The sequence below is a fragment of the Aeromonas sp. Y318-3 genome, from assembly GCF_027706185.1.
Classification (GTDB): Bacteria; Pseudomonadota; Gammaproteobacteria; order Enterobacterales; family Aeromonadaceae; genus Aeromonas; species Aeromonas veronii.
In genome coordinates this window covers 392,517-413,150 of the sequence record NZ_JAPDCN010000002.1, presented here as the reverse complement: position 1 = coordinate 413,150, position 20,634 = coordinate 392,517, and the positions used below count along the sequence as shown (strand labels likewise).

Sequence of the window (20,634 nt, the reverse complement as noted above, 5' to 3'; positions counted from 1 at the left end):
GATCCCATGACCGACGCAGTTCATACCCTCAAGGGCCGTTTCCGTGGTTTTTACCCCGTCGTCATCGATGTTGAAACAGCCGGGTTCAACGCCAAGACCGATGCCCTGCTCGAAATCGCGGCTTACACCCTGAAAATGGATGAGCAGGGCTGGCTCGTTCCCGATCAGGTATTCCACTTTCATGTCGAGCCCTTCGAAGGGGCCAACCTGGAAAAGGCTGCGCTGGAGTTCACCGGCATCGACCCCTACAACCCGTTGCGTGGCGCTGTCTCGGAAAAAGAGGCGCTGACCGAGATCTTCAAGGGGATCCGCAAGGGGATGAAGGAGCAGGATTGCGGCCGCGCCATCATAGTGGCCCACAACGCCACCTTCGATCACGGCTTCGTGATGGCTGCCGCCGAGCGCGCAGGCCTCAAGCGCAATCCGTTCCACCCGTTTGCGACCTTCGACACCGCAGCTCTCTCCGGATTGGCGCTGGGGCAGACCGTGCTGGCCAAAGCGTGCCAGAGCGCCCGCATCCCGTTTGACAATAAAGAGGCGCACTCTGCCCTCTATGACACCGAACGCACCACAGAGCTGTTCTGTCATATCGTTAACCGCTGGAAGAGCATGGGGGGTTGGCCGCCAGCGCATCCGGATGATGACACAACCGATGCCCCTGCCGACGATGAGGGACAAGAATAAACGGATGAAGGCTGCCACTGGCAGCCTTCGCTTTTTGGGGACGTGATTGATTGCACGGCGCACCGGAAATCGCCATCAAGGTCACTATCCACCGCTGCGCACGGGATGCACGGAGACAAACAGGTCACAAACCCTCATGTTGAGCAACCTTGTGCCACATGTTGCTGCGATATAAGGGGTTTGACTGATTTTTTACTCGACATTTGTCACATTTTTCGCAAACTAACTCCCCTTCACATGACAGACAGCAATAACAAACTATAAGGAAATCAAATGAATCCAGTTGTTATCGCAGTCGGGCTGATGCTGGTGCTCAGTCTGCTGCGGATCAATGTGGTGGTCTCCCTGGCGCTGGGGGCCATAGCTGGCGGCCTGGTCGGTGGGCTGTCGTTGACCGATACCCTCAGCACCTTCAGTGGTGGCCTGGGCGGTGGCGCCGAGATTGCCCTCTCCTACGCCATGCTGGGCGCCTTTGCGGTTGCCATCTCCCGCTCCGGGATCACCGACCTGCTGGCCCGCAAGGTGATCAACCAGTTGGGCAAGGATGCCAGCTCGACCCGCATCATGTGGGTCAAAACCCTGCTGCTCTCTTCCGTGCTGGCCGTGGCGATCTCCTCCCAGAACCTGATCCCGGTTCACATCGCCTTTATTCCCATCCTGATCCCGCCGCTGCTGCATGTGATGGCGCAGATGCAGATCGACCGTCGTCAGGTGGCCTGTGTCATCACCTTTGGCCTGACAGCTACCTATATGGTGCTGCCGGTCGGCTTTGGTGGCATCTTCCTGAACAACATTCTGGCCAAGAACCTGATTGATAACGGCGTGCCCATCACCACCAGCCAGATCCCGCTGGCGATGGCCATTCCGGTCGCCGGTATGGTACTGGGCCTGCTGATTGCGGTATTCATCAGCTATCGCAAACCGCGCCAGTACGATCTGGCCAAGATCCTGGATGCCGAGCCCGAAGCGGTCGAGCTCAACCTTACCCACATCTGGGTGGCTCTGCTGGCCATTGGCGTGGCGCTGGGGCTGCAACTGATGACCAACAGCATCGTACTGGGTGCACTGGCCGGTTTTGTCATCTTCACCTGCGGCGGCGTCATCAAGTTTCGCGAAAGCCAAGATGCCTTCACTCAGGGGGTGCGGATGATGTCGCTGATCGGCTTCATCATGATCTCCGCCGCCGGTTTTGCCGCGGTGATGAAGGCAACCCACGGGGTCGACTCTCTGGTTCAGGTGGTTGCCTCAGGCATCGGCCAGCACAAAGGCATCGCCGCCTTCCTGATGCTGCTGGTGGGTCTGCTCATCACCATGGGGATCGGTTCTTCCTTCTCCACCGTGCCCATCATCGCCACCATCTATGTGCCGCTCTGCCTGCAGCTTGGCTTCTCACCGATGGCGATCATCGCCTTGGTCGGTACCGCTGGCGCGCTAGGGGATGCGGGTTCACCGGCCTCCGACTCGACGCTGGGCCCCACCTCCGGCCTCAACGCAGATGGTCAGCACGACCATATCTGGGACAGCGTGGTGCCCACCTTTATTCACTACAACATCCCGCTGGTGATCTTCGGCTGGATTGCCGCCATGGTGCTCTGATAGCCCCTCGGGCTGCGACCTCTGCACATCACAATGCAAAACAAGAAGGCGACCAGATGGTCGCCTTCTTTATTTATTCGGCTAGATAAACAACAGCACGGTAGCTTGTGGTAACGGTGAAAAGGCACCGCTCGCTAACCAAGCGCCACCTCCTGCATGATGCTCCGATTGATAAAGTAGCGATGGCAGAACAGCAGAAAGTCCTGTAGTGGCAAGGGCCTGGAGTAGAAATAGCCCTGAATTTCATCCACGCCGATGCTCAACACCGCCTTCAGCTCATCATTGTTTTCCACCCCTTCCGCCACCACCCGCACACCGAGTTGATGAGAGAGGCTGGTGATCGCCTCGACGAACAGCGCCTGACGGGTGTCATTGTCGATGGCCGTGATAAATGAGCGGTCGATTTTGAGCTTGTCGAAATAGAGTTCCCGCAAGTAGGAGAACGATGACCAGCCGGTGCCGAAATCATCGAGGGCAACCCGCACTCCGATCTGACGCAGGGTATCGATGATCTGCTTGCTCAGCTCGATATCATCCAGAGCAATCGTTTCGGTCAGCTCGACGATCAGCTGTTGCAGGCTTAGCGGCCCCTCTCTCATGTTCTCATCCAGCTGGGCTGCCAACCCCATAGTGAACATGGAACTCGAGAGGTTGACCGAGATCTCCAGCGGTTCAATCAAGTCGCTCGGGAAAGTGGCGAGATCATGTTGCAAGCGCCGGAAGATCCATAACCCGAGCGCCTCCCCCAGCCCGTTATCTTCCGCCAGCGAGATGATATCGAGGGGCGGAATAAACCCGTACTCCGGGTGATTCCAGCGGATCAGTACCTCAGCCCCCAGTCGCACCCTACCTTGACCACGGACAATGGGCTGATAGTAGAGGCTCAATTGCAAATTGCTGTGGTGCTGGATCAGCTCGCGCAACTCGGTCGACAAACGGCGGTTGCGCAGATAGTGCTGATACATGCTGCTGGAGAAAACCACGTAACGATTCAGCCGCTTGCGCTTGGCACTGTCGAGGGCGATATCGGCAAACAGCAGCATCTCCTCCGGCGTGTGTACCGGTCGCACGTACTGGCTGACCCCCATAAAGACCCGCACCCGGTGGGCGGGATCAGTCGCCAAGGCGAGCCCGGCAAGTTCGTTACGCAGCTGCTCCAGAAATGGAAAGCGCAAATAGGTGGGCATAACGCCGGAAATAATGATGGCAAACTCATCGCTACCGGTTCGGGCGGCAAAGAGACCGTCAACCGATACCGCGCGGATCCGCTCGGCCAGTTGCGTCAGCAATGCATCCCCCACCTCGTAGCCCAGGCTGTCATTTACCTCCCTGAAATGGCCAAGATCCACCAGACAGACGGTCACGCTGCTGCGCCCCCCTTTATGTCCCGTCAGCTGCTTGAGGTGTTTGATCAAGGAGGCCCGGTTTGGCAAGCGGGTTAGCGCATCATTCCACGCCAGAAAGTGCTGGTGGCGCACTTCGCGAAACAGCATCAGCAGCATCACCACGGTCGCCAACATCAAGAAAGCCAGAATGAAGAAGTTTTGGATACGCGACGAGTTGAGTACCTGCCGCTGGGCAATAGCGGATGGGCCGGTGAAATTTTTCACCATCACATCGCGGATGGCAGCCAGATCCCGAGCCAACTCCTCGGCGAAACGAGCAAGTTCTTTCGAATCTCGCTCTCCACTGACCACGACCTGCTCATACTTCTCGAACAGGGCCATGATCTTCCCTACCGCTTGTTCAGCACCAAAGCGAGCTCGGACCTGCTTTGCCTCTTCACCGTGCAGGAAGACATCGAGGCGGTTCCAGGCAATATCAAAACGCTTGTTCATCTCTTTCTGACTGGTCGAACCGGTGCGATAGAGAGAGAGCGCCTCATCAAAGCCACGGATTTCCAGCTCCAGCTGCGCCAACGCCCAGGCGGAGAGTTGGGTATAGCGGGTCACAGCATTAAAAGCACGGTCATAGTTCCAGACCGACCAGATGGCGACCCCCAAAAAGGCAGTCACCATCAGGATCAAGCTCAGAAACTTGCCGCGCAGCATCTTATTTGCTCTCAATCGCCGTCAGTTGCCACACCATCCGGCTGTGATAGAGCTCCTTGTTCAGCTCCGGGTGATCAGAGAGGGGATAGATGATCCAGAGCGGCCCCTTGTTGCGCAGGGTCAACACCTTGCCATCCTGCTTCTCGGCCAGCAGTACCGCATATTTATCTCCATCTTCCAGCGGCACAGCCGCCCAGTAGTCATTGATGGCGACCGCCTTGACCTCCCCACTCTTGAGACCATACATCTTGACCAGATCTCGCAGCAGCACGCCACGATAGGTGTGATCCCCCTCGGTCCAGGGGGTCTGGGTCTTGACCTCTGTCTGAGGTAAGGCCTCAAACTCGGCCCGGGTCAACACGATCTCCCCTTTACCATGGCAACAGCCATCCCCCTTGATCTTGAGGAAGGGATCATCAGCCAATACCATGCCAGAAACGAGACAGCCGGATAACAGCAGCATCCTGCCAAGCCATCCACCCATGATAGACCTCCGTATCGTACTGTTTGTTTTATTGGTTTCACTCTACTCACCCACATGACAACGGCAGAGTCACAATGCAAAACAATGTTGCTGCAACCAGCTCACCACATCAGGCAACCAGCATCAGGCTGTACCCGAATGCCACCAAAAGCATGGCATCCAGGCTCCGAATGTCACAACTGCATCGGAAAATATTCATGTCCCTTTGGCTCACGACCTGAGTTGTGGAACAGAAATATGACCCCCACACAGGCAAACTGACGGTACAGTCCCTATCGCAGATACAAAAAAAGGCCGCTCAATGAGCGGCCTTCTTCATAACGGGATCAGCAATCAGCTTTCGCGACGCTTGCCACCGAATTTGCGATCTTTGTTGAAGCCACCTTCACGGCGCTCCCCGCTCTTGTTGAACGGACGGTCACCCTGGGGACGGCGATCCTTGTTGAAAGGACGGTCGCCACGGAACGGACGATCACCACGGGGCGGACGGCTGCTGGTGTTGCCACCGGCCGGCACTTCGGTGTAGCGAGTGATTTGCAGCGGACGCTGGCAAACACGGGCTTTCTTGATCACTTCCAGTACATCGGCGGTCATGCCTTTCGGCAGATCGACGGTGGAGAAGTCATCAGCGATGTCGATGTTGCCAATGAAGCGGCTCTCGATGTTCGCTTCGTTGGCGATGGCGCCCACGATCTGGCCCGGCTTGACGCCGTGATGGGCACCCACGTCTACGCGATAGCGCTCCATCTCCACGTCCGGGTTGTCTTTCAGCGGACGCGGCTCCAGGGACGGCATCCGACGGGCAGGACGATCACCACGGTCACCGAAGTCACGACCGCCACGGTCGTTGAAGTCACGGCGCTCGAAGCCACCACGATCGTTGCCAGCATTCAGCAGCGGATCCGGAATGGAGTCATCCAGCAGCAGCGGTTGGTCACCCTGTACCAGCTTGGCCAGTGCGGCAGCCAGCTCCAGCGGATCGGCAGAATCCTCTTCGATCAGCTCGTTTACCAGATTGTGGTAGATCTCGAGCTCTTCACCCATCATGGTTTCGCGGATGCGCTCCTTGAACTTGGCCAGACGATGCTGGTTGATGTCCTCGGTGCTCGGCATCTTCATCGGCTCGATGGCCTGACGGGTTGCGTGCTCGATGGCGCGCAGCATGCGACGCTCGCGCGGAGCAACGAACAGGATGGCTTCGCCTTTACGACCGGCACGACCGGTACGACCGATACGGTGAACGTAAGATTCGGTGTCGTACGGAATGTCGTAGTTCACTACGTGAGTGATACGCTCAACGTCCAGACCACGGGCGACAACGTCGGTGGCGATCAGGATGTCCAGCTGGCCCTGACGCAGCTTGTCGACGGTACGCTCACGCAGTTTCTGCGGGATGTCGCCGTGCAGCGCTTCACAGGCGTGACCACGGGCGGCCAGCTTGCCAGCCAGCTCTTCGGCAGCGTTCTTGGTACGTACGAATACCAGCAGGGCTTCGTAGGATTCCACTTCCAGCAGACGGGTCATGGCGTCCAGCTTGTGCAGACCGGTCACTTGCCAGTAGCGCTGGCGAATAGTGGTCGCGGTAGCAGTCTTGGAGGCGATCTTGATCTCTTTGGGCTGCTTCAGGTGCTTCTGGGCCACGCGACGGATCTGCTCCGGCATGGTGGCAGAGAACAGGGCAACCTGACGAGTGCTCGGGCACTGCTCCATGATCCAGTCAACGTCGTCGATGAAGCCCATACGCAGCATTTCATCAGCTTCGTCCAGTACCAGAGCTTTCAGGCCGGAGAGGTCCAGGTTCTTGCGACGGATCAGGTCCATCACGCGGCCCGGAGTACCAACGACAACCTGGGCACCGCGACGCAGAGCGCGGGTCTGGGTTTCGTAGGAGGCACCGCCGTAGATGGGCAGTACGTGGAAATCGGGCATGTGGTGGGCGTAGCGTTGGCACGCTTCAGCCACTTGCAGCGCCAGTTCGCGGGTAGGCGCCAGCACCAGGATCTGGGTGTTGCGGTTACCAGCTTCCAGACGAGACAACAGAGGCAAGGCAAAAGCAGCGGTCTTCCCTGTACCGGTTTGCGCCTGCCCCAGCAGATCGTGTCCCGCCATCAGGTGGGGAATTGCTGCGGCCTGGATTGGTGACGGGCGCTCATAGCCCACGTCCTGCAGCGCTTTCAATACAGGCGCGGCCAGTCCAAGCTCACTAAAAAGGGGCAGTTGTTCGGTATCAGACATAGATTCTTCCAGATTAAGGCAGGCGGCTAACACCGCGGAATAGCAAAAAGGCGGCGATTATAGCGCCACTTTGTTCTGCTGTCTTGAAAAATGTGATAAGCCTCTCAAGACGTTGGCAATTATAGAGGGATCTGGCGAGTATGGCTTGCTTATTTTGCACTCATAGTGCGTTATTGCAGATCACTCCTCGCTGGAGTCCTTGCCCCGCTTGTGTTTGAGCACCGCCATGGTCAGTCGGCTGGTGCACAATAAACGTTCACGTTCGTCCCGAATTTCAATCTGCCACACCTGGGTTGTTGCTCCCAGATGAAGCGGCGTGCAACGCCCGGTCACCACCCCTTCCCGCTTGGCTCGCAGATGGTTGGCATTCACCTCCAACCCCACACAGTAGCTATCTGGCCCGACCGCCATATTGGCGGCAATCGATCCCAAGGTTTCCGCCAGCACCACGGATGCGCCGCCATGCAGCATGCCAAGGGGCTGGTGAGTGCGATGATCCACCGGCATGGTCGCTTCAAGCCAATCGGCGCCAAAAGCCGTGTAGACGATATCGAGATGGGCCATCAGGGTGTTGCGAGAGGTGGCGTTGAGCCCCTCCAGACTCATGGGTTTACGCCAGATGGGCGCAATATCGTGACTCATTGCGAGCAGACTCCTTATGTAAGCGATGAATGCGTACCGATATGAGTGAAACTCCCTCCATCGGCAAAATGGTTCGGTTATATGAGTTGTTGGTTACCAGGTGACGTGTTAACAACGCAGCCCCGACCCGGAGCTGCGTGTTACACAATCATGCCCTTAAGCGGGATGTCACCAGGGGTAGGTAACGCCGGGCCACTCGGACCAAGGCACATCTCGCCCCGGCAAGCGGGGGGCTGGCCACTGCCACACCCTGGCGAGCCACTCGCGCAGCTGAATCTCCAGCTCCTCATCCGTGATGGGCGCCTCGGCCACCTTCCAGAAGAAGAGCTCCACCGCTACCTCAGGCAACACCGAGGGGTAAAGATAAACCCCGCCCCAGAATTGCGGCTCCCGATCCGGGCTCCAGAGGCCATAGGCAAAGGAGCGCTTGGCCAGAAACTCCGACTGCTGCCACTCCAGATCCCCTTCGTGCTGGCTCAGGCTGAAGTTGGCGGAGGGCCAGAGATCATGCGGGCGAAACAGCTGATGGAGCTGCTCGCGCTCGCGCAACATGGCGACAAACTCCACCACCGCCTGAGCGGGAGTGGCGGGTAACAGCAAGAAACGTGGATGCCGATAGGCCTTCGGCACCCGAAACCGCTTGGGGAACGTCAGCATCAGAGCAGCTCCAGCAGGGCTTGCAATGGATGTTTGAGCTTTTCCCCCTCCATCCGCTTGACCTGACTACGGCACGAATAGCCGGTCGCCAGACAGCGCGCTTTGGGTAGACGGGCGAGCGGGTCAGCCCAGCTCAACCCATAAATGCCCTTGGAGTTCTCCACCAGTTTGACATCGTGACCATAGGTGCCCGCCATACCGCAACACCCCACAGAGACCGGCTGCAAACTGGCCCCGAAGCGGCCAAACAGGGTGCTCCAGTCACCGTGAGTGGAGGGCTTGGCGGTCTTCTCGGTGCAGTGGGCAAAGAGATACCAGGGCTCGCTCCCCTCCTCGCTCTTGGTCTTGTCGATTCGAGCAGGCAACTGATCTACCGGCAGCGAGAGCAGCCACTCCTGCGGCAACAACACCTGAAAATCACCGCGGGCCGACCCCAGCGCCTTGGCATACTCATCGCGATAGCAAAGCACCATGGCCGGATCCACCCCCACCATGGGAATGCCAAGCGCCGCCACCTTGTTGAGGAACTGGGCGCTGTTGGCGGCGGTGCGGGCAAAGGCCCGCAGGAACCCCTTGATATGCTGGGGTTTACCGTTGGGTTTAAAGGGCAGCAAGTAGGGCTGGAAGCCGAGCTTGCTGGCGAGTTTCACCAGGTCGCGCACCACGGGGGCGTCGTAATAGCTGGTGAAGGGGTCCTGCACGATGAGCACCACCTGCTTGCGCTGCTCGGCACTCATCCGCTCCAGACCCGGCAGATCAAAATAGCGGGCGCGGTTATCGTGCAGGCTCTCGGCCAGGGTCGGCACCGAGAGCAGCGGCACATCGACCATGCCGATGCTCTTCTCGGTCGCCTTCTGGGCCCACTCTTTTTCGAGGAAGAAGTTGACCAGCTTCGGCGCCTTGGCAAGCAGCGGCGCATAGCTCTCCACCGTGCCGACGAAGTAATCCTTGGGGGCGCGCAGGTAGCGGCCGTGATAAAGCTGCATAAAGCGGGCGCGAAAATCGGGCACATCCACCTTGATCGGGCACTGGCTGGTGCACGCCTTGCAGGCCAGACAGCCCGCCATCGCCTCCATCACCTCGTGGGAGAAATCATACTCGCCGCGCTGTTTGGCCCAGCTGTTGCGCACCTTGTCCACCAGCTGTTTGAAGCGCACACCACCGGATTGCAGCGCCACCTCTTCCGCCAGCGGGTCAAAGCCCTGCTCCGCCAGCTGACGCAACCATTCACGCATCAGACCCGCCCGCCCTTTGGGGGAGTGGCGGCGATCACGGCTGATCTTGACCGAGGGGCACATGGGGGAGTCGGTCTCGAAGGTGAAGCAGAGACCATTGCCGTTGCAATCCATGGCGCGGGTGTAGCTGGTGCGCACCGCGAGCGGGATCTGGCGGTCATACTTGCCGCGCTTGGGGCCATCCACCGACACCAGCTCGGCGCCGCTACCGTAGGGGATGCAGATCTTGCCCGGGTTGATGCGGTTGGCAGGGTCGAATACCCCCTTGACCCGCTGCAGCTCTTCCCACAGCTCGCCAAAAAAGGCGGGGCTGTATTCGGAGCGAAAGCCCTTGCCATGCTCGCCCCACATCAGACCGCCATATTTGGCGGTCAACGCCACCACCTGATCGGAGATGCGGCGCAGCAGCACCTCCTGCTCGGGATCGCACAAATCCAGCGCCGGACGCACATGCAGCACACCGGCATCGACGTGGCCAAACATGCCGTAGTCGAGGCCGTGGGCATCCAGCAGAGCGCGAAACTCCATGATGAAATCGGCCAGGGATTCGGGCGGCACGGCGGTGTCTTCAGTGAAGGCCACTGGCTTCTTGCGCCCTTCGGCGTTGCCCAGCAGCCCCACCGACTTCTTGCGCATGGTGTAGATGGTTTCGATGCTCGGCAGGTGGTCACACACCTGATAGCCGATGATCCCCGCCTCCCCCTTGGCCAGCAGGTCGTCGATACGACGGCAGAGCTCTGCCACCTTGGCCTTGTGTTCCGCCTCGTCGGTATCGGCAAACTCGACGATGTTGAGTCCCTGCAGATCCTTGCCGGGCACATCCTGAATAAGTTCTTTCACCGAATGCCAGATGATGTCGGCGCGAGCCAGCCCGAGCACCCGGGAGTCCACCGTCTCTACCGAGAGAGCCTGCGCCTGCACCATAAAGGGGGCATTGCGCAGGGCGGAGGGGAAGCTGTCGTACTTGACGTTGACCAGGGTGCGGTAGCGCGGGATGGGGGTGATGTTGAGTTTGGCTTCGGTAATAAAGCCCAAGGATCCTTCCGAGCCGCACAGCACCCGGCTCACATCCAGCGTGTCGGTATCGGGTTGATAGAGGTGCTTGAGATCGTAACCGGTCAGAAAGCGGTTGAGCTTGGGGAAAGTCGCCTCGATGTCGGCGCGGCGCTCCTTGCCGATGCGATAGAGGGTGCGATAGATCTCCCCTTCGCGATTCTCCAGCGCCAGCTTGTCGGCCAGTCGCTCACCGGTCAGCGGCTCGGTGGCCATCAGGTCGCCGTTCTCCAGCACCGCTTTGAGCCCCAGCACGTGATCCGAGGTTTTGCCGTAGACCAGCGACCCCTGCCCCGAGGCGTCGGTGTTGATCATGCCCCCTAAGGTGGCGCGGTTGGAGGTGGAGAGATCCGGCGAGAAGAAGTAGCCGTGGGGCTTGAGATAGACGTTGAGCTGGTCTTTCACCACCCCGGCCTGGGCGCGCACCCACCCCTCATCCAGATTAATTTCCATGATCTGGTTCATATAACGGGAGAGATCGACGATAATGCCGCCGCCCAATGACTGACCATTGGTGCCGGTACCGCCACCACGAGGGAAAAAACTCAGGGAGGCGAACGCCGGCTCTGCGGCCAGCTTGAGCATTGCTGCTATGTCGTCCGCACTGCGCGGATAGAGAACCGCCTGAGGTACTACCTGATAGACGCTGTTATCCGTCGCCATCGCCAACCGGCTTGCATAAGACTTTTCGATATCACCACGAAATGCGCTGCGCTCTAGCAACTCAAGAAACTGCAGGGTTGTGGGTGACAAACTGTCCTGGTAATCGAGTCTCGGGATCATGAATCCTTGTTCCCATCCTTTGCTTGATGCCGGCACGCCGGCGACAACGACTGGCCAGCCGCCTGTCAATGGCAGTCAGGCCAGTCCGCTCACATGTGAGCGGGCAGTATATCAGCTAGAAAACCGCTTGCGCTTGGCAATATTCACCATTTGAAAGGAGGACTTTTATGGCTCACCACAGCCATGTTATCAGTACGCTGGTCACCACCGAAAAACAGGCGCTTACCCTGTCGCTGTTCGGTTGTATCACCTTTGCCATCTTCGGCATCGGCTACGGCCTCTTCGTCGGTTCCAACGCCATCATGCTCGATGGTATCTTCACCCTGTTCAGCATGGGCATGACAGGCCTCGGTCTTGTTACCGCCTATCTCGTTACCCGCCCTTCCGATGCGCGCTTCCAGTATGGCTACGCCCACTTCGAGCCCATCACCAACGTCATCAATGGCACCATTATTCTGCTGCTCTGCCTTGGCGCTCTCTATAGCGGCATCACCACCCTGCTGGATGGCGGACGGGAGATCGATCTCGGCCACGCCCTCATCTATGCCGCCGTCTCCACCTTCTTCTGCGCCATCATCTATCGCATCGAAGCCCAGGTCGCCGAGCAGGTAGACTCCGAGCTGGTGCGGGTCGACTCCAAGGAGTGGCTGGTGGATACCCTGCTCAGCGCCACCCTGCTTATCGGTTTCGTGGTCGCCATCGGCCTCGATGCCATCGGCTACGGCCAATACAACCGCTACATAGACCCGGTGCTGGTCTCGCTACTGGCCCTCTGTGCCACCCTCATTCCCATCAAGGTGCTCGGTCGCAACCTGCGGGAAGTGTTGAAGATCGCCCCCAAGGGAGATGTGCCACGGCAAGTCGAGCAGGAGATCGAGGCGCTGCGCCAGCGCCACGGCATCGAGTGCTACAGCCATCTGGCCAAGAGCGGTCGCCGCTTCGATCTGGAATTGAACATTCTGGTGGCGCCGGGTCAGGAGTGGCCCGTCGAACGTCAGGATGCCCTGCGCCAGGAGCTCTGGTCTCGCCTTGGCGACACCCTGGGCGATGCCTGGCTCTCGGTCTGTTTCACCCGCGAAAAGCGCTGGTTGTAACGACCGCACGGGGGAGCGCGGCACCGCCGCCTCCCCTGTCGCATCACAACCCCATCACGCCTCGCTGACGCTGCTCTTGCCAAATTGGCGCCAGCCGCTATCATCAGGGCTCATTTTTCACCCGAGGTTTTATTGCCCATCATGGACAATCCCCGAAGTTGCCCTTCGTCTCTCTCTGTCAAAGCCTATCTTTTTCTGCTTAATCAGCGCCTCTGAATAACACCTTTGCCTTGCTGTTACTGCGGCCATCGTGCGCCGTGATCACTGTTTGCTCTGTCTGTTTTTATTGAGGTCGTCACAATGGAATTGCTGCTGGATCCCCATATCTGGATCGGTCTGTTTACCCTGATCATTCTGGAAATTGTGCTGGGGATCGACAACCTGGTCTTTATCGCCATTCTGGTGAAAAAACTGCCCCCCGCCCAGCGGGACAAGGCACGCGTCATCGGCCTGTCGCTGGCCCTGCTGATGCGACTTGGGCTCTTGAGCGTCATGTCATGGCTGGTCACCCTGACCACCCCGATTTTGCACCTGTGGGATCACCCCTTCTCCGGTCGGGACCTGATCCTGATGGGGGGCGGCCTGTTCCTGCTGTTCAAGGCCACCTCCGAGCTACATGAGCGGCTGGAAGCCAAGCCCCAGGATGATGGCCCGGTCGGCGCCTACGCCAGCTTCGGCGTGGTGATCGCCCAAATTCTGGTGCTCGATGCGGTCTTCTCGCTCGACTCCATCATCACTGCCGTCGGCATGGTGGAACACCTGGGCGTGATGATGGCCGCCGTGACCATCGCCATGGTGGTGATGGTGCTCGCCTCCAAACCGCTGACCCGTTTCGTCAACGCCCACCCCACTGTGGTGGTGCTCTGTCTGAGCTTCCTGCTGATGATCGGCTTCAGCCTGGTGGCGGAAGGATTCGGCTTCCATATTCCGAAGGGTTACCTCTATGCAGCCATCGGCTTCTCGGTGCTGATCGAGTTTTTCAACCAACTGGCCCAGCGCAGCGCCATGCGTCACGAATCCAAGCAACCGCTGCGCGAGCGCACCACCGCCGCCATCTTCAAATTGATGGGCAGCAAGGCCTATCAGGATCAGCCGGATGACGATCTGGATGCCGCACCTGCCGAGCCGCTCAGCTTTGGCGAGGAGGAGCGCTATATGGTGACCGGCGTACTGTCGCTGGCCGAGCGCTCCATTCGCACCATCATGACCCCGCGCTCGGAGATGGCCTGGATCGATATCAACGACTCCAGCGACGAGATCCGCGCCCTGCTGCAGCGCGAGCCCCACAGCCTGTTCCCTATCTGTGACGGGGATCTGGACGAGGTGATCGGAGTGGTCAAGGCGCGGGACCTGCTGTTTGCCTTGAACGAAGGGCAATCTTTAAGTGAACTGGCCAAGCAGAACGACCCCATTATCGTGCCGCAAACCATCAACGTGATCCGTCTGTTGGCGGAGCTGCGCAAAGCCAAGGGGAGCCTTATTCTGGTCTCCGACGAGTTTGGCGTGATCCAGGGGCTGGTCACCACCCACGATCTGCTGGAGGCCATCGTCGGCGAGCTGCCGGATGAGGACGAAACCCCGGATATCGTGCGCGATGGCGAAGGGTGGCTGATCAACGGCAGCACCAACATCCACCATGTGGAGCAGGTGCTGGAGCACGAGGGGCTGGTAAGCGAGAGCGATGAATACGTGACCCTGGCGGGCATGCTGCTCTCCCACTTCGGCACTCTGCCCACCCCGGGTCAGCAGTTGCAACTGCAGCAGCTCAACTTCGAGGTGATCGAGGTGAGCGAGCGGCGTATCGAGCGGGTGAAAGTGATGCCCGCCACGGCTTGAGCCTGCCACCAGCAGAATACAGAAGAGGGCCAGACGGCCCTCTTTTTTATGCTTCAACTTTATGCCTCAACGCCTCTTTCCCGACGGTTTGCACTGATTGCTGCATCAAGCACAATTCTCTTGTGCAATTACCCCCCTTTTTCACAACAAGATGGCGGCATAAAGTGGCCTCACTTCCACCATGAGGAACTCAAGATGAGCCACGATCACCTGTTCTGCCCGCTGCGCCTCGGCCAGCTGCACCTTGCCAATCGCATCGTCATGCCCCCCATGACCCGCTCCCGTGCCAGTCAGCCGGGTGATGTGGCCAACGCCATGATGGCGAGCTACTACGCCCAGCGCGCCGAGGCGGGCCTGATCATCAGCGAAGGCACCCAAATCGACCCCATGGGCAAGGGCTATGCCTGGACGCCGGGGATCTACAGCGCCGAGCAGATCGCTGGCTGGAAACTGGTGACCGATGCCGTGCACGCCAAGGGGGGCACCATCTTCGCCCAGCTCTGGCACGTGGGCCGCGTCACCCATCCGGATAACATCGGCGGCGCCCAGCCCATCTCCGCTTCAGCCCTGCCCGCAGTGGGCGTCAAAGTGTTCGTCGATAACGGCAGCGATGCGCCGGGCTTTGTCGAGACCGTCACTCCGCGCGCCATGACTCAAGCCGATATCCATGCGGTGGTAGGCCAGTTCCGTCAGGCGGCTCGCAACGCCATCAGCGCCGGTTTTGACGGCATCGAGTTACACGCCGCCAACGGTTATCTGATCAACCAGTTCCTCGACTCCGAATCCAACGCCCGCACCGATAGTTATGGCGGATCGCTGGAAAACCGGCTGCGCTTTCTCAAAGAGGTGACCGAGGCGGTAAGTAGCGAAATCGGGGCCGAACGTGTCGGGGTGCGTCTTGCGCCGCTCACCACCCTCAACGGCACAGTCGATGCCAACCCGCAGGAGACCTATCTGGCGGCCGCCCGTCTGCTGGGCCAGCTCAACGTGGTCTACCTGCATATTGCCGAAGCGGACTGGGACGATGCCCCCCTGATGCCGGAGAACTTCAAGCAGGGTCTGCGGGATGCCTTCCCCAACACCCTGATCTACGCCGGTAAATATGATGGCGAGCGGGCACGCGCCGCCCTCGAAGCGGGCTGGGCCGACATGATTGGCTTTGGCCGTCCCTTCGTTGCCAACCCGGATCTGCCGAACCGGCTGCGCCACGGCTATCCGCTGGCCCCCCACGATCCGGCCACCCTGTTTGGCGGCGGCGAAAAAGGGCTGACCGACTACCCCGTCTATCAGGCCGATGACGCAGCAGCCAGCCGCTGATTACCAATGGCCAACCGGCCACGTAACGCAGGCCCCACTGGTTGGGGCCTGCCGTATTGTTGCGCATTAGCAACAGTGATATGACTGACCGAATCACTGTTGCAATGATCTCGTTGTTATCTCCCCTCGCTTTCACAAGGAGTCATCATGAATCACACCCAAGCCTGGTGCTGGCATGCCCCCGGTGAACCGACCCAGCTTACCCTCGCCGATCTGCCCTTGGCACCGCTCGCCCCTGACGAGGTGCTGGTGGCAAACCGGGTCATCGCCTTCAATCCGGTGGACTGGAAGCTGATCGAATATGGCCACTCCAACTGGCAGGATGGTCAGGTGCCCGGCGTCGATGGCATGGGCACTATCGTGGCCCTCGGCGCCAACGTCAGCCATCTGCGTCTCGGCGCCCGGGTCGCCTATCACACCGACCTGCGCCACCACGGCAGCTTTGCCCGCCACACCCGGGTACCGGCCCGCGCCCTGCTGCCGGTGCCCGATGCCCTGAGTGACGAGGCGGCCGCCGCCCTGCCCTGTCCCGGCCTCACCGCCTGGCAGGCGCTGGCCAAGCTGCCGCGCCTGCACGGGGAAGCGCTGCTCATCACAGGTGCTGGCAGCAGCGTCGGCCGCTTTGTGATGCAGCTCGCCCTCCAGCAAGGAGCGCGGGTCTTTGCCAGCGCCAGTCCACGCCACCATCAGTGGCTCAAACAGATCGGTGTGCAGGGTGTAGCCGATTATCGGGATCCCGACTGGCTGGCCACCCTGCAGGCCGCCAACGGCAACGAGCCGTTTGAGGGGATCATCGATCTGGTCTCCAGCCAGCAGGCAGAGAGCTTGCTGCCCGCGCTGGGCTACTACGGTCACATGGTGACTGTGCTCGGGCGTATCCCGCACAATCCGCTGCCCGCCTTTGCCCATTGCCATTCGTTGCACGAGATTGCACTGGGTGCCCAACACGCCTTTGGCTCGGACAAACAGTGGAGCCGACTGGTGGCCGCCGGTGTCGCCATGATGGAGCAGATGGCGAGCGGCGAGCTGACCCTGCCGCCGCTGATGGTCGGCGATTTCGAGGCGCTGCCCACCCTGCTCGAGCGCTTCAAGCGCGAAGGACAGGGCGAGAAGTTTCTGGTGCGAGTGGCATAACGCTGACCTTCCCTGATAACCACACCGACCATTGAAACGAAAGAGGCCCGCCAGTGATGGCGGGCCTCTCTTTATATAGTGCATGTCATCTCGACTTCATTGGCGCCTGACTCAATACAGGCTCACCCCGTGAGTTGCGGCATAACTGCGGATCTCCCGGGTCAGCCGCGCCTTGTCGGCCAGAGAGAGCCAGCTCGCCTCCACCGCATTGAGCGACAAGCGGCAGAGCTGGCTCATGGTCGCGCCAAGGCCATCGGCCAGCGCCACAAAGTTGGCATTCATATAGCCGCCAAAGTAGGCAGGGTCGTCCGAGTTTATGGTGACGCAAAGCCCCTGCTCCAGCAGCCGCAACACATTGTGCTGGGCCATATTGCCGAACACCTTGAGCCGGGTGTTGGAGAGGGGGCAGACGGTGAGCGGCAGCCGGGTATCCGCCAGATAGCGCAGCAGCTCGGGATCGTCTGCCGAACGCACTCCGTGATCGATGCGGCATACCTGCAGCTCGTTGATCGCCTGCCAGATGTAGTCGGCAGGCCCCTCTTCACCGGCGTGAGCCACTACCGGCAGCCCCAGCTCGCGGCATTTGGCAAAGACCCGGGCAAATTTAGTGGGCGGATTGCCCCTCTCCCCGGAGTCGAGGCCGATGCCGTGAATCCGTGACAGGAAGGGCATAGCCTCTTCCAACGTAACGAACGCTTCATCCTCGCTCAGGTGGCGCAAAAAGCTCATGATCAGCCGCCAGCTGATGCCAAACTCCTGCTCCCCGCGCTGCAGCGCCCGCTCGATGCCGCCGAGCACGGTAGCAAAGGAGATACCGCGGGCAGTGTGGGTCTGCGGGTCGAAGAAGATCTCCACATGCACCACCTTGTCGGCGGCGCACAGCTCAAGATAGGCCCAGGTGAGGTCGAAGAAGTCCTGCTCGGTCACCAGCACGCTGGCGCCGCGATAGTAGAGGTCGAGAAAGGATTGCAGGCAGTCAAAGTCATAGGCGGCGCGCACGCTGGCCACGTCGGGCCAGGGCAGTGGCACACCGTTGCGGCGGCCCAGCTCAAACATCAGCTCGGGTTCGAGGCTGCCCTCGATATGCAGGTGCAGCTCCAGTTTCGGCAGTCCGGCGATAAATTGCGCGGCGGTGAGGTGTTCGGGGGTGACTGGCTTGGGAATCGGGGTGTCCATGGCAACGGCTCCATCAGCAAAGTGATCCGGCGTCAGCCCCTCCACCAGACTGACCCGACGGCAGCTTTATTGTGCACCGAAGTGACGAGACAGGGGAGACTTGTCATCAAACAGACTTATAATGGCGTCACAAAAATCATAAATGATTGAACATCTTAACGATTGGCGGCTCGCCTGCGCCCTGACAAGGAGTTTTCATGAAGAAGAACGTCATCTGCGATATCGACGGTGTCATCCTGCACAACAACGATCTCATCCCCGGTGCCGACCGTTTCGTCCATCGCCTGCTGGAGCAGGGCAGCAAGCTCTTGTTCCTCACCAACTACCCAGCCCAGACCCAGAAAGATCTGCAAAACCGCTTCCGTTCCGCAGGTATCGAAGTGCCGGAGGAGTGCTTCTATACCTCCGCCATGGGCACCGCCGACTTCCTCAAGCGTCAGGATGGCAAGAAGGCCTATGTGATCGGTGAAGGGGCGCTGACCCACGAGCTCTACAAGGCCGGTTTCACCATCACCGATATCGACCCGGACTTCGTGGTGGTGGGCGAGACCCGCAACTACAACTGGACCATGATGCAACAGGGGGCCAAGTTCGTCGATCAGGGAGCCCGCTTTATCGCCACCAACCCCGACACCCACGGCCCCATGATGCACCCGGCCTGCGGCGCCCTGTGCGCCCCCATCGAGCGAATGACCGGCAAGAAGCCGTTCTATGTCGGCAAGCCGAGCGCCTGGATCATCCGTGCGGCGCTCAACCGGATGGAGGCCCACTCCGACGACACCATCATCATCGGCGACAACCTGCGCACCGACATTCTGGCGGGCTTTCAGGCCGGTCTCGAGACGGTGCTGGTGCTCTCCGGGGTGAGCAAGGTCGCCGATATCGACCGCATGCCGTTTCGCCCGAACCATATTTTCGACTCCGTGGTCGACATCGATATAGTCTAATCACCACCCAAGCGTTAAACAGGGCAGGTCTCTCCTGCCCTTGCAGGATCTGTTATGGAACCCATTCTGATCGCCGTGGCTTTTGGTTGCGGCATGGTAGTCAATCTGATTGGCCTGCCCCCCCTGCTCGGCTTTCTGGCCGCCGGTTTTATCCTTAACGGCATGGGATATGAAAATACTCCCGCCCTCAGCGAGGTAGCCGATCTCGGCGTCACCCTGCTGCTGTTCACCATCGGCCTCAAGCTCAATATCAAAACCCTGATGCGGCGCGATGTGTGGGGCACCACCAGCCTGCATCTGCTGCTCTCCACCCTGCTCTTTACCGTGGTGCTGCTGGTCTGCAAGGGACTGGGGCTTGAACTTGCCCTGTCGCTGGACTGGAAGCTGGCGCTGCTGCTGGGCTTTGCCCTCTCCTTCTCCAGCACCGTCTTCGCGGTCAAGGTGCTGGAAGATCGCAGCGACATGAATGCCCTCTACGCCCGCCTCGCCATCGGGGTGCTGGTCATGCAGGATGTGTTCGCGGTGGCGTTTCTGGCGTTTTCCAGCGGCAAGTGGCCCAGTATCTGGGCACTCTGGGTGCTGGGGCTGCCGTTGCTGCGCCCGCTGCTGTTCAAGCTACTGGAGCGTGCCGGGCACGGCGAATTGCAGGTGCTGTTCGGGGTGTTTCTGGCGCTGGTGGTCGGGGCCGCCGGTTTTGAAGTGGTCGGCCTCAAGCCGGATCTGGGGGCGCTGATCATCGGCATGCTGCTCGCCTCTCATCCGGCTGCGGCGGGATTGGCCAAGGCGCTCTTCAACCTCAAAGACCTCTTTCTGGTCTGCTTTTTTCTCACCATCGGCCTCAACGGCCTGCCGACCCACGACACCATGTTGCTGGCACTGGCGCTGGTGCTGGCCCTGCCGCTCAAAAGTGTCCTCTACTATCTGGTCTACAGCGGCGCTCACCTGCGGGTGCGTACCGCCCTGCTCTCGACCCTGGCGCTCACCAACTTCTCGGAGTTTGGCCTGATCGTCGCCGCCATCGCCGCCAAGGCAGGCTGGCTCTCCCACGAGTGGCTGGTGGCGGTCTCGCTGGCACTGGCGGCCAGCTTTATGATCTCCGCTCCCCTCAATGCCCAGAGCGAGCGCATTTACCACCGCATCGGCCACTGGCTGCGGGGATTGCAGGCGAGCAACCTCCATCCGGAAGACAGACCCATAGAGCTTGGCGATGCCGGGGTGATCATCCTCGGTATGGGGCGGATCGGTCAGGGAGCCTACTTCGAGCTGGAGAACAAGTACGGCAACGTCATCCTCGGGGTGGAGAACGACAGCGAGAAGCTGCCCACCCTGCGCGCCCAGGGGATGAACGTCATCGAGGGGGATGCCACCGATACCGACTTCTGGGACAAGGTGCTGCTCTCCAATCAGGTCAATCTGGTGCTGCTGGCGATGCCCCATCACTCGGGGAATCTCTACGCCATCGAGAAGCTGCGCAGCCACGGGTTCAACGGCAAGATAGCCGCCATCGTCCGCTTCGAGGATGATATCGCCTCCTTGCAGGAGCAGGGGGTGGATGCGGTGTTCAACGTCTACAACGAAGCGGGCAGCGGCTTTGCCCGTCATGTGATCCGCCGCTTGCAGCCACTTTGAGTCGTCGGGCTGCGGCTCTTGGCAAGGGAATGCACATCGTTTAAGTTATGCACAACCTCGTTTAATAAAACGAACAAACGC

The 20,634-nt window shown here is 59.9% G+C and carries 15 protein-coding genes; 8 read left to right on the top strand and 7 right to left on the bottom strand.

The genetic code is table 11. The features are described from left to right. The first annotated feature begins 6 nt into the window (after positions 1-6). Together rnt and OKB77_RS04375 are read left to right on the top strand one after the other, a co-directional pair. Complete coding sequence (gene rnt, locus OKB77_RS04380; RefSeq protein WP_005333780.1) at positions 7-684, top strand: ribonuclease T; 678 nt, start codon at positions 7-9, stop codon at positions 682-684. 273 nt (positions 685-957) lie between these two features. Then, positions 958-2,280 carry a Na+/H+ antiporter family protein gene (locus tag OKB77_RS04375; RefSeq protein ID WP_270816982.1) on the top strand — a complete coding sequence of 441 codons (1,323 nt, stop codon included), beginning with the start codon at positions 958-960 and terminating at the stop codon, positions 2,278-2,280. Between the two features lie 134 nt (positions 2,281-2,414). Here OKB77_RS04375 and OKB77_RS04370 read toward each other — a convergent pair whose 3' ends face one another. The 6 genes from OKB77_RS04370 to ydiJ all read right to left on the bottom strand — a co-directional run bounded on the left by OKB77_RS04370 (position 2,415) and on the right by ydiJ (position 11,420). Next, positions 2,415-4,331, bottom strand: a complete 1,917-nt coding sequence (locus tag OKB77_RS04370) for a putative bifunctional diguanylate cyclase/phosphodiesterase (RefSeq protein ID WP_270817007.1) — start codon at positions 4,329-4,331, stop codon at positions 2,415-2,417. A 1-nt stretch (position 4,332) separates the two neighbouring features. After that, positions 4,333-4,815 carry a molybdopterin-binding oxidoreductase gene (locus OKB77_RS04365; RefSeq protein WP_270816981.1) on the bottom strand — a complete coding sequence of 161 codons (483 nt, stop codon included), beginning with the start codon at positions 4,813-4,815 and terminating at the stop codon, positions 4,333-4,335. Positions 4,816-5,148: 333 nt separating this feature from the next. Further along, positions 5,149-7,050 carry a DEAD/DEAH box helicase gene (locus OKB77_RS04360; RefSeq protein ID WP_005337260.1) on the bottom strand — a complete coding sequence of 634 codons (1,902 nt, stop codon included), beginning with the start codon at positions 7,048-7,050 and terminating at the stop codon, positions 5,149-5,151. A gap of 180 nt (positions 7,051-7,230) precedes the next feature. Next, the gene (locus OKB77_RS04355; RefSeq protein WP_005352771.1) at positions 7,231-7,692 is read right to left on the bottom strand and encodes a hotdog fold thioesterase; all 462 of its coding nucleotides are present in this window, start codon (positions 7,690-7,692) and stop codon (positions 7,231-7,233) included. A 168-nt stretch (positions 7,693-7,860) separates the two neighbouring features. Continuing rightward, positions 7,861-8,349 (bottom strand): hypothetical protein, encoded by a 489-nt coding sequence (locus OKB77_RS04350; protein WP_129503821.1) that lies wholly within the window; start codon positions 8,347-8,349, stop codon positions 7,861-7,863. Further along, positions 8,349-11,420 (bottom strand): D-2-hydroxyglutarate dehydrogenase YdiJ, encoded by a 3,072-nt coding sequence (gene ydiJ, locus OKB77_RS04345; protein ID WP_190973229.1) that lies wholly within the window; start codon positions 11,418-11,420, stop codon positions 8,349-8,351. Before ydiJ ends, OKB77_RS04350 begins: the two co-directional genes overlap by 1 nt. 167 nt (positions 11,421-11,587) lie before the next feature. Between ydiJ and OKB77_RS04340 the strand changes: the two genes are divergently transcribed. The 4 genes from OKB77_RS04340 (at position 11,588) to OKB77_RS04325 (ending at position 16,801) form a co-directional block, all read left to right on the top strand. After that, complete coding sequence (locus OKB77_RS04340; RefSeq protein WP_005361338.1) at positions 11,588-12,514, top strand: cation diffusion facilitator family transporter; 927 nt, start codon at positions 11,588-11,590, stop codon at positions 12,512-12,514. A 300-nt stretch (positions 12,515-12,814) separates the two neighbouring features. Beyond that, positions 12,815-14,350 (top strand): TerC family protein, encoded by a 1,536-nt coding sequence (locus tag OKB77_RS04335; RefSeq protein ID WP_064338218.1) that lies wholly within the window; start codon positions 12,815-12,817, stop codon positions 14,348-14,350. A gap of 195 nt (positions 14,351-14,545) precedes the next feature. Beyond that, entirely contained in the window at positions 14,546-15,667 is a 1,122-nt protein-coding gene (locus OKB77_RS04330) for an alkene reductase (protein ID WP_111900571.1), read from the top strand. Positions 15,668-15,814: 147 nt separating this feature from the next. Then, positions 15,815-16,801, top strand: coding sequence for a zinc-binding dehydrogenase (locus tag OKB77_RS04325; protein WP_111900572.1), 987 nt, complete (start codon positions 15,815-15,817; stop codon positions 16,799-16,801). A gap of 111 nt (positions 16,802-16,912) precedes the next feature. Here the strand turns inward: OKB77_RS04325 and OKB77_RS04320 are convergent, their stop codons facing one another. Beyond that, positions 16,913-17,977 carry an adenosine deaminase gene (locus OKB77_RS04320; RefSeq protein ID WP_111900573.1) on the bottom strand — a complete coding sequence of 355 codons (1,065 nt, stop codon included), beginning with the start codon at positions 17,975-17,977 and terminating at the stop codon, positions 16,913-16,915. A 197-nt stretch (positions 17,978-18,174) separates the two neighbouring features. On the opposite strand from OKB77_RS04320, the gene OKB77_RS04315 reads away from it, so the two are divergent. Both OKB77_RS04315 and OKB77_RS04310 read left to right on the top strand, forming a co-directional pair. Further along, entirely contained in the window at positions 18,175-18,924 is a 750-nt protein-coding gene (locus OKB77_RS04315) for an HAD-IIA family hydrolase (protein WP_005337281.1), read from the top strand. Between the two features lie 54 nt (positions 18,925-18,978). Next, a complete protein-coding gene (locus OKB77_RS04310; protein ID WP_150388907.1) occupies positions 18,979-20,553 on the top strand; it encodes a cation:proton antiporter family protein in 1,575 nt (524 codons plus the stop codon). Positions 20,554-20,634 lie beyond the last annotated feature (81 nt).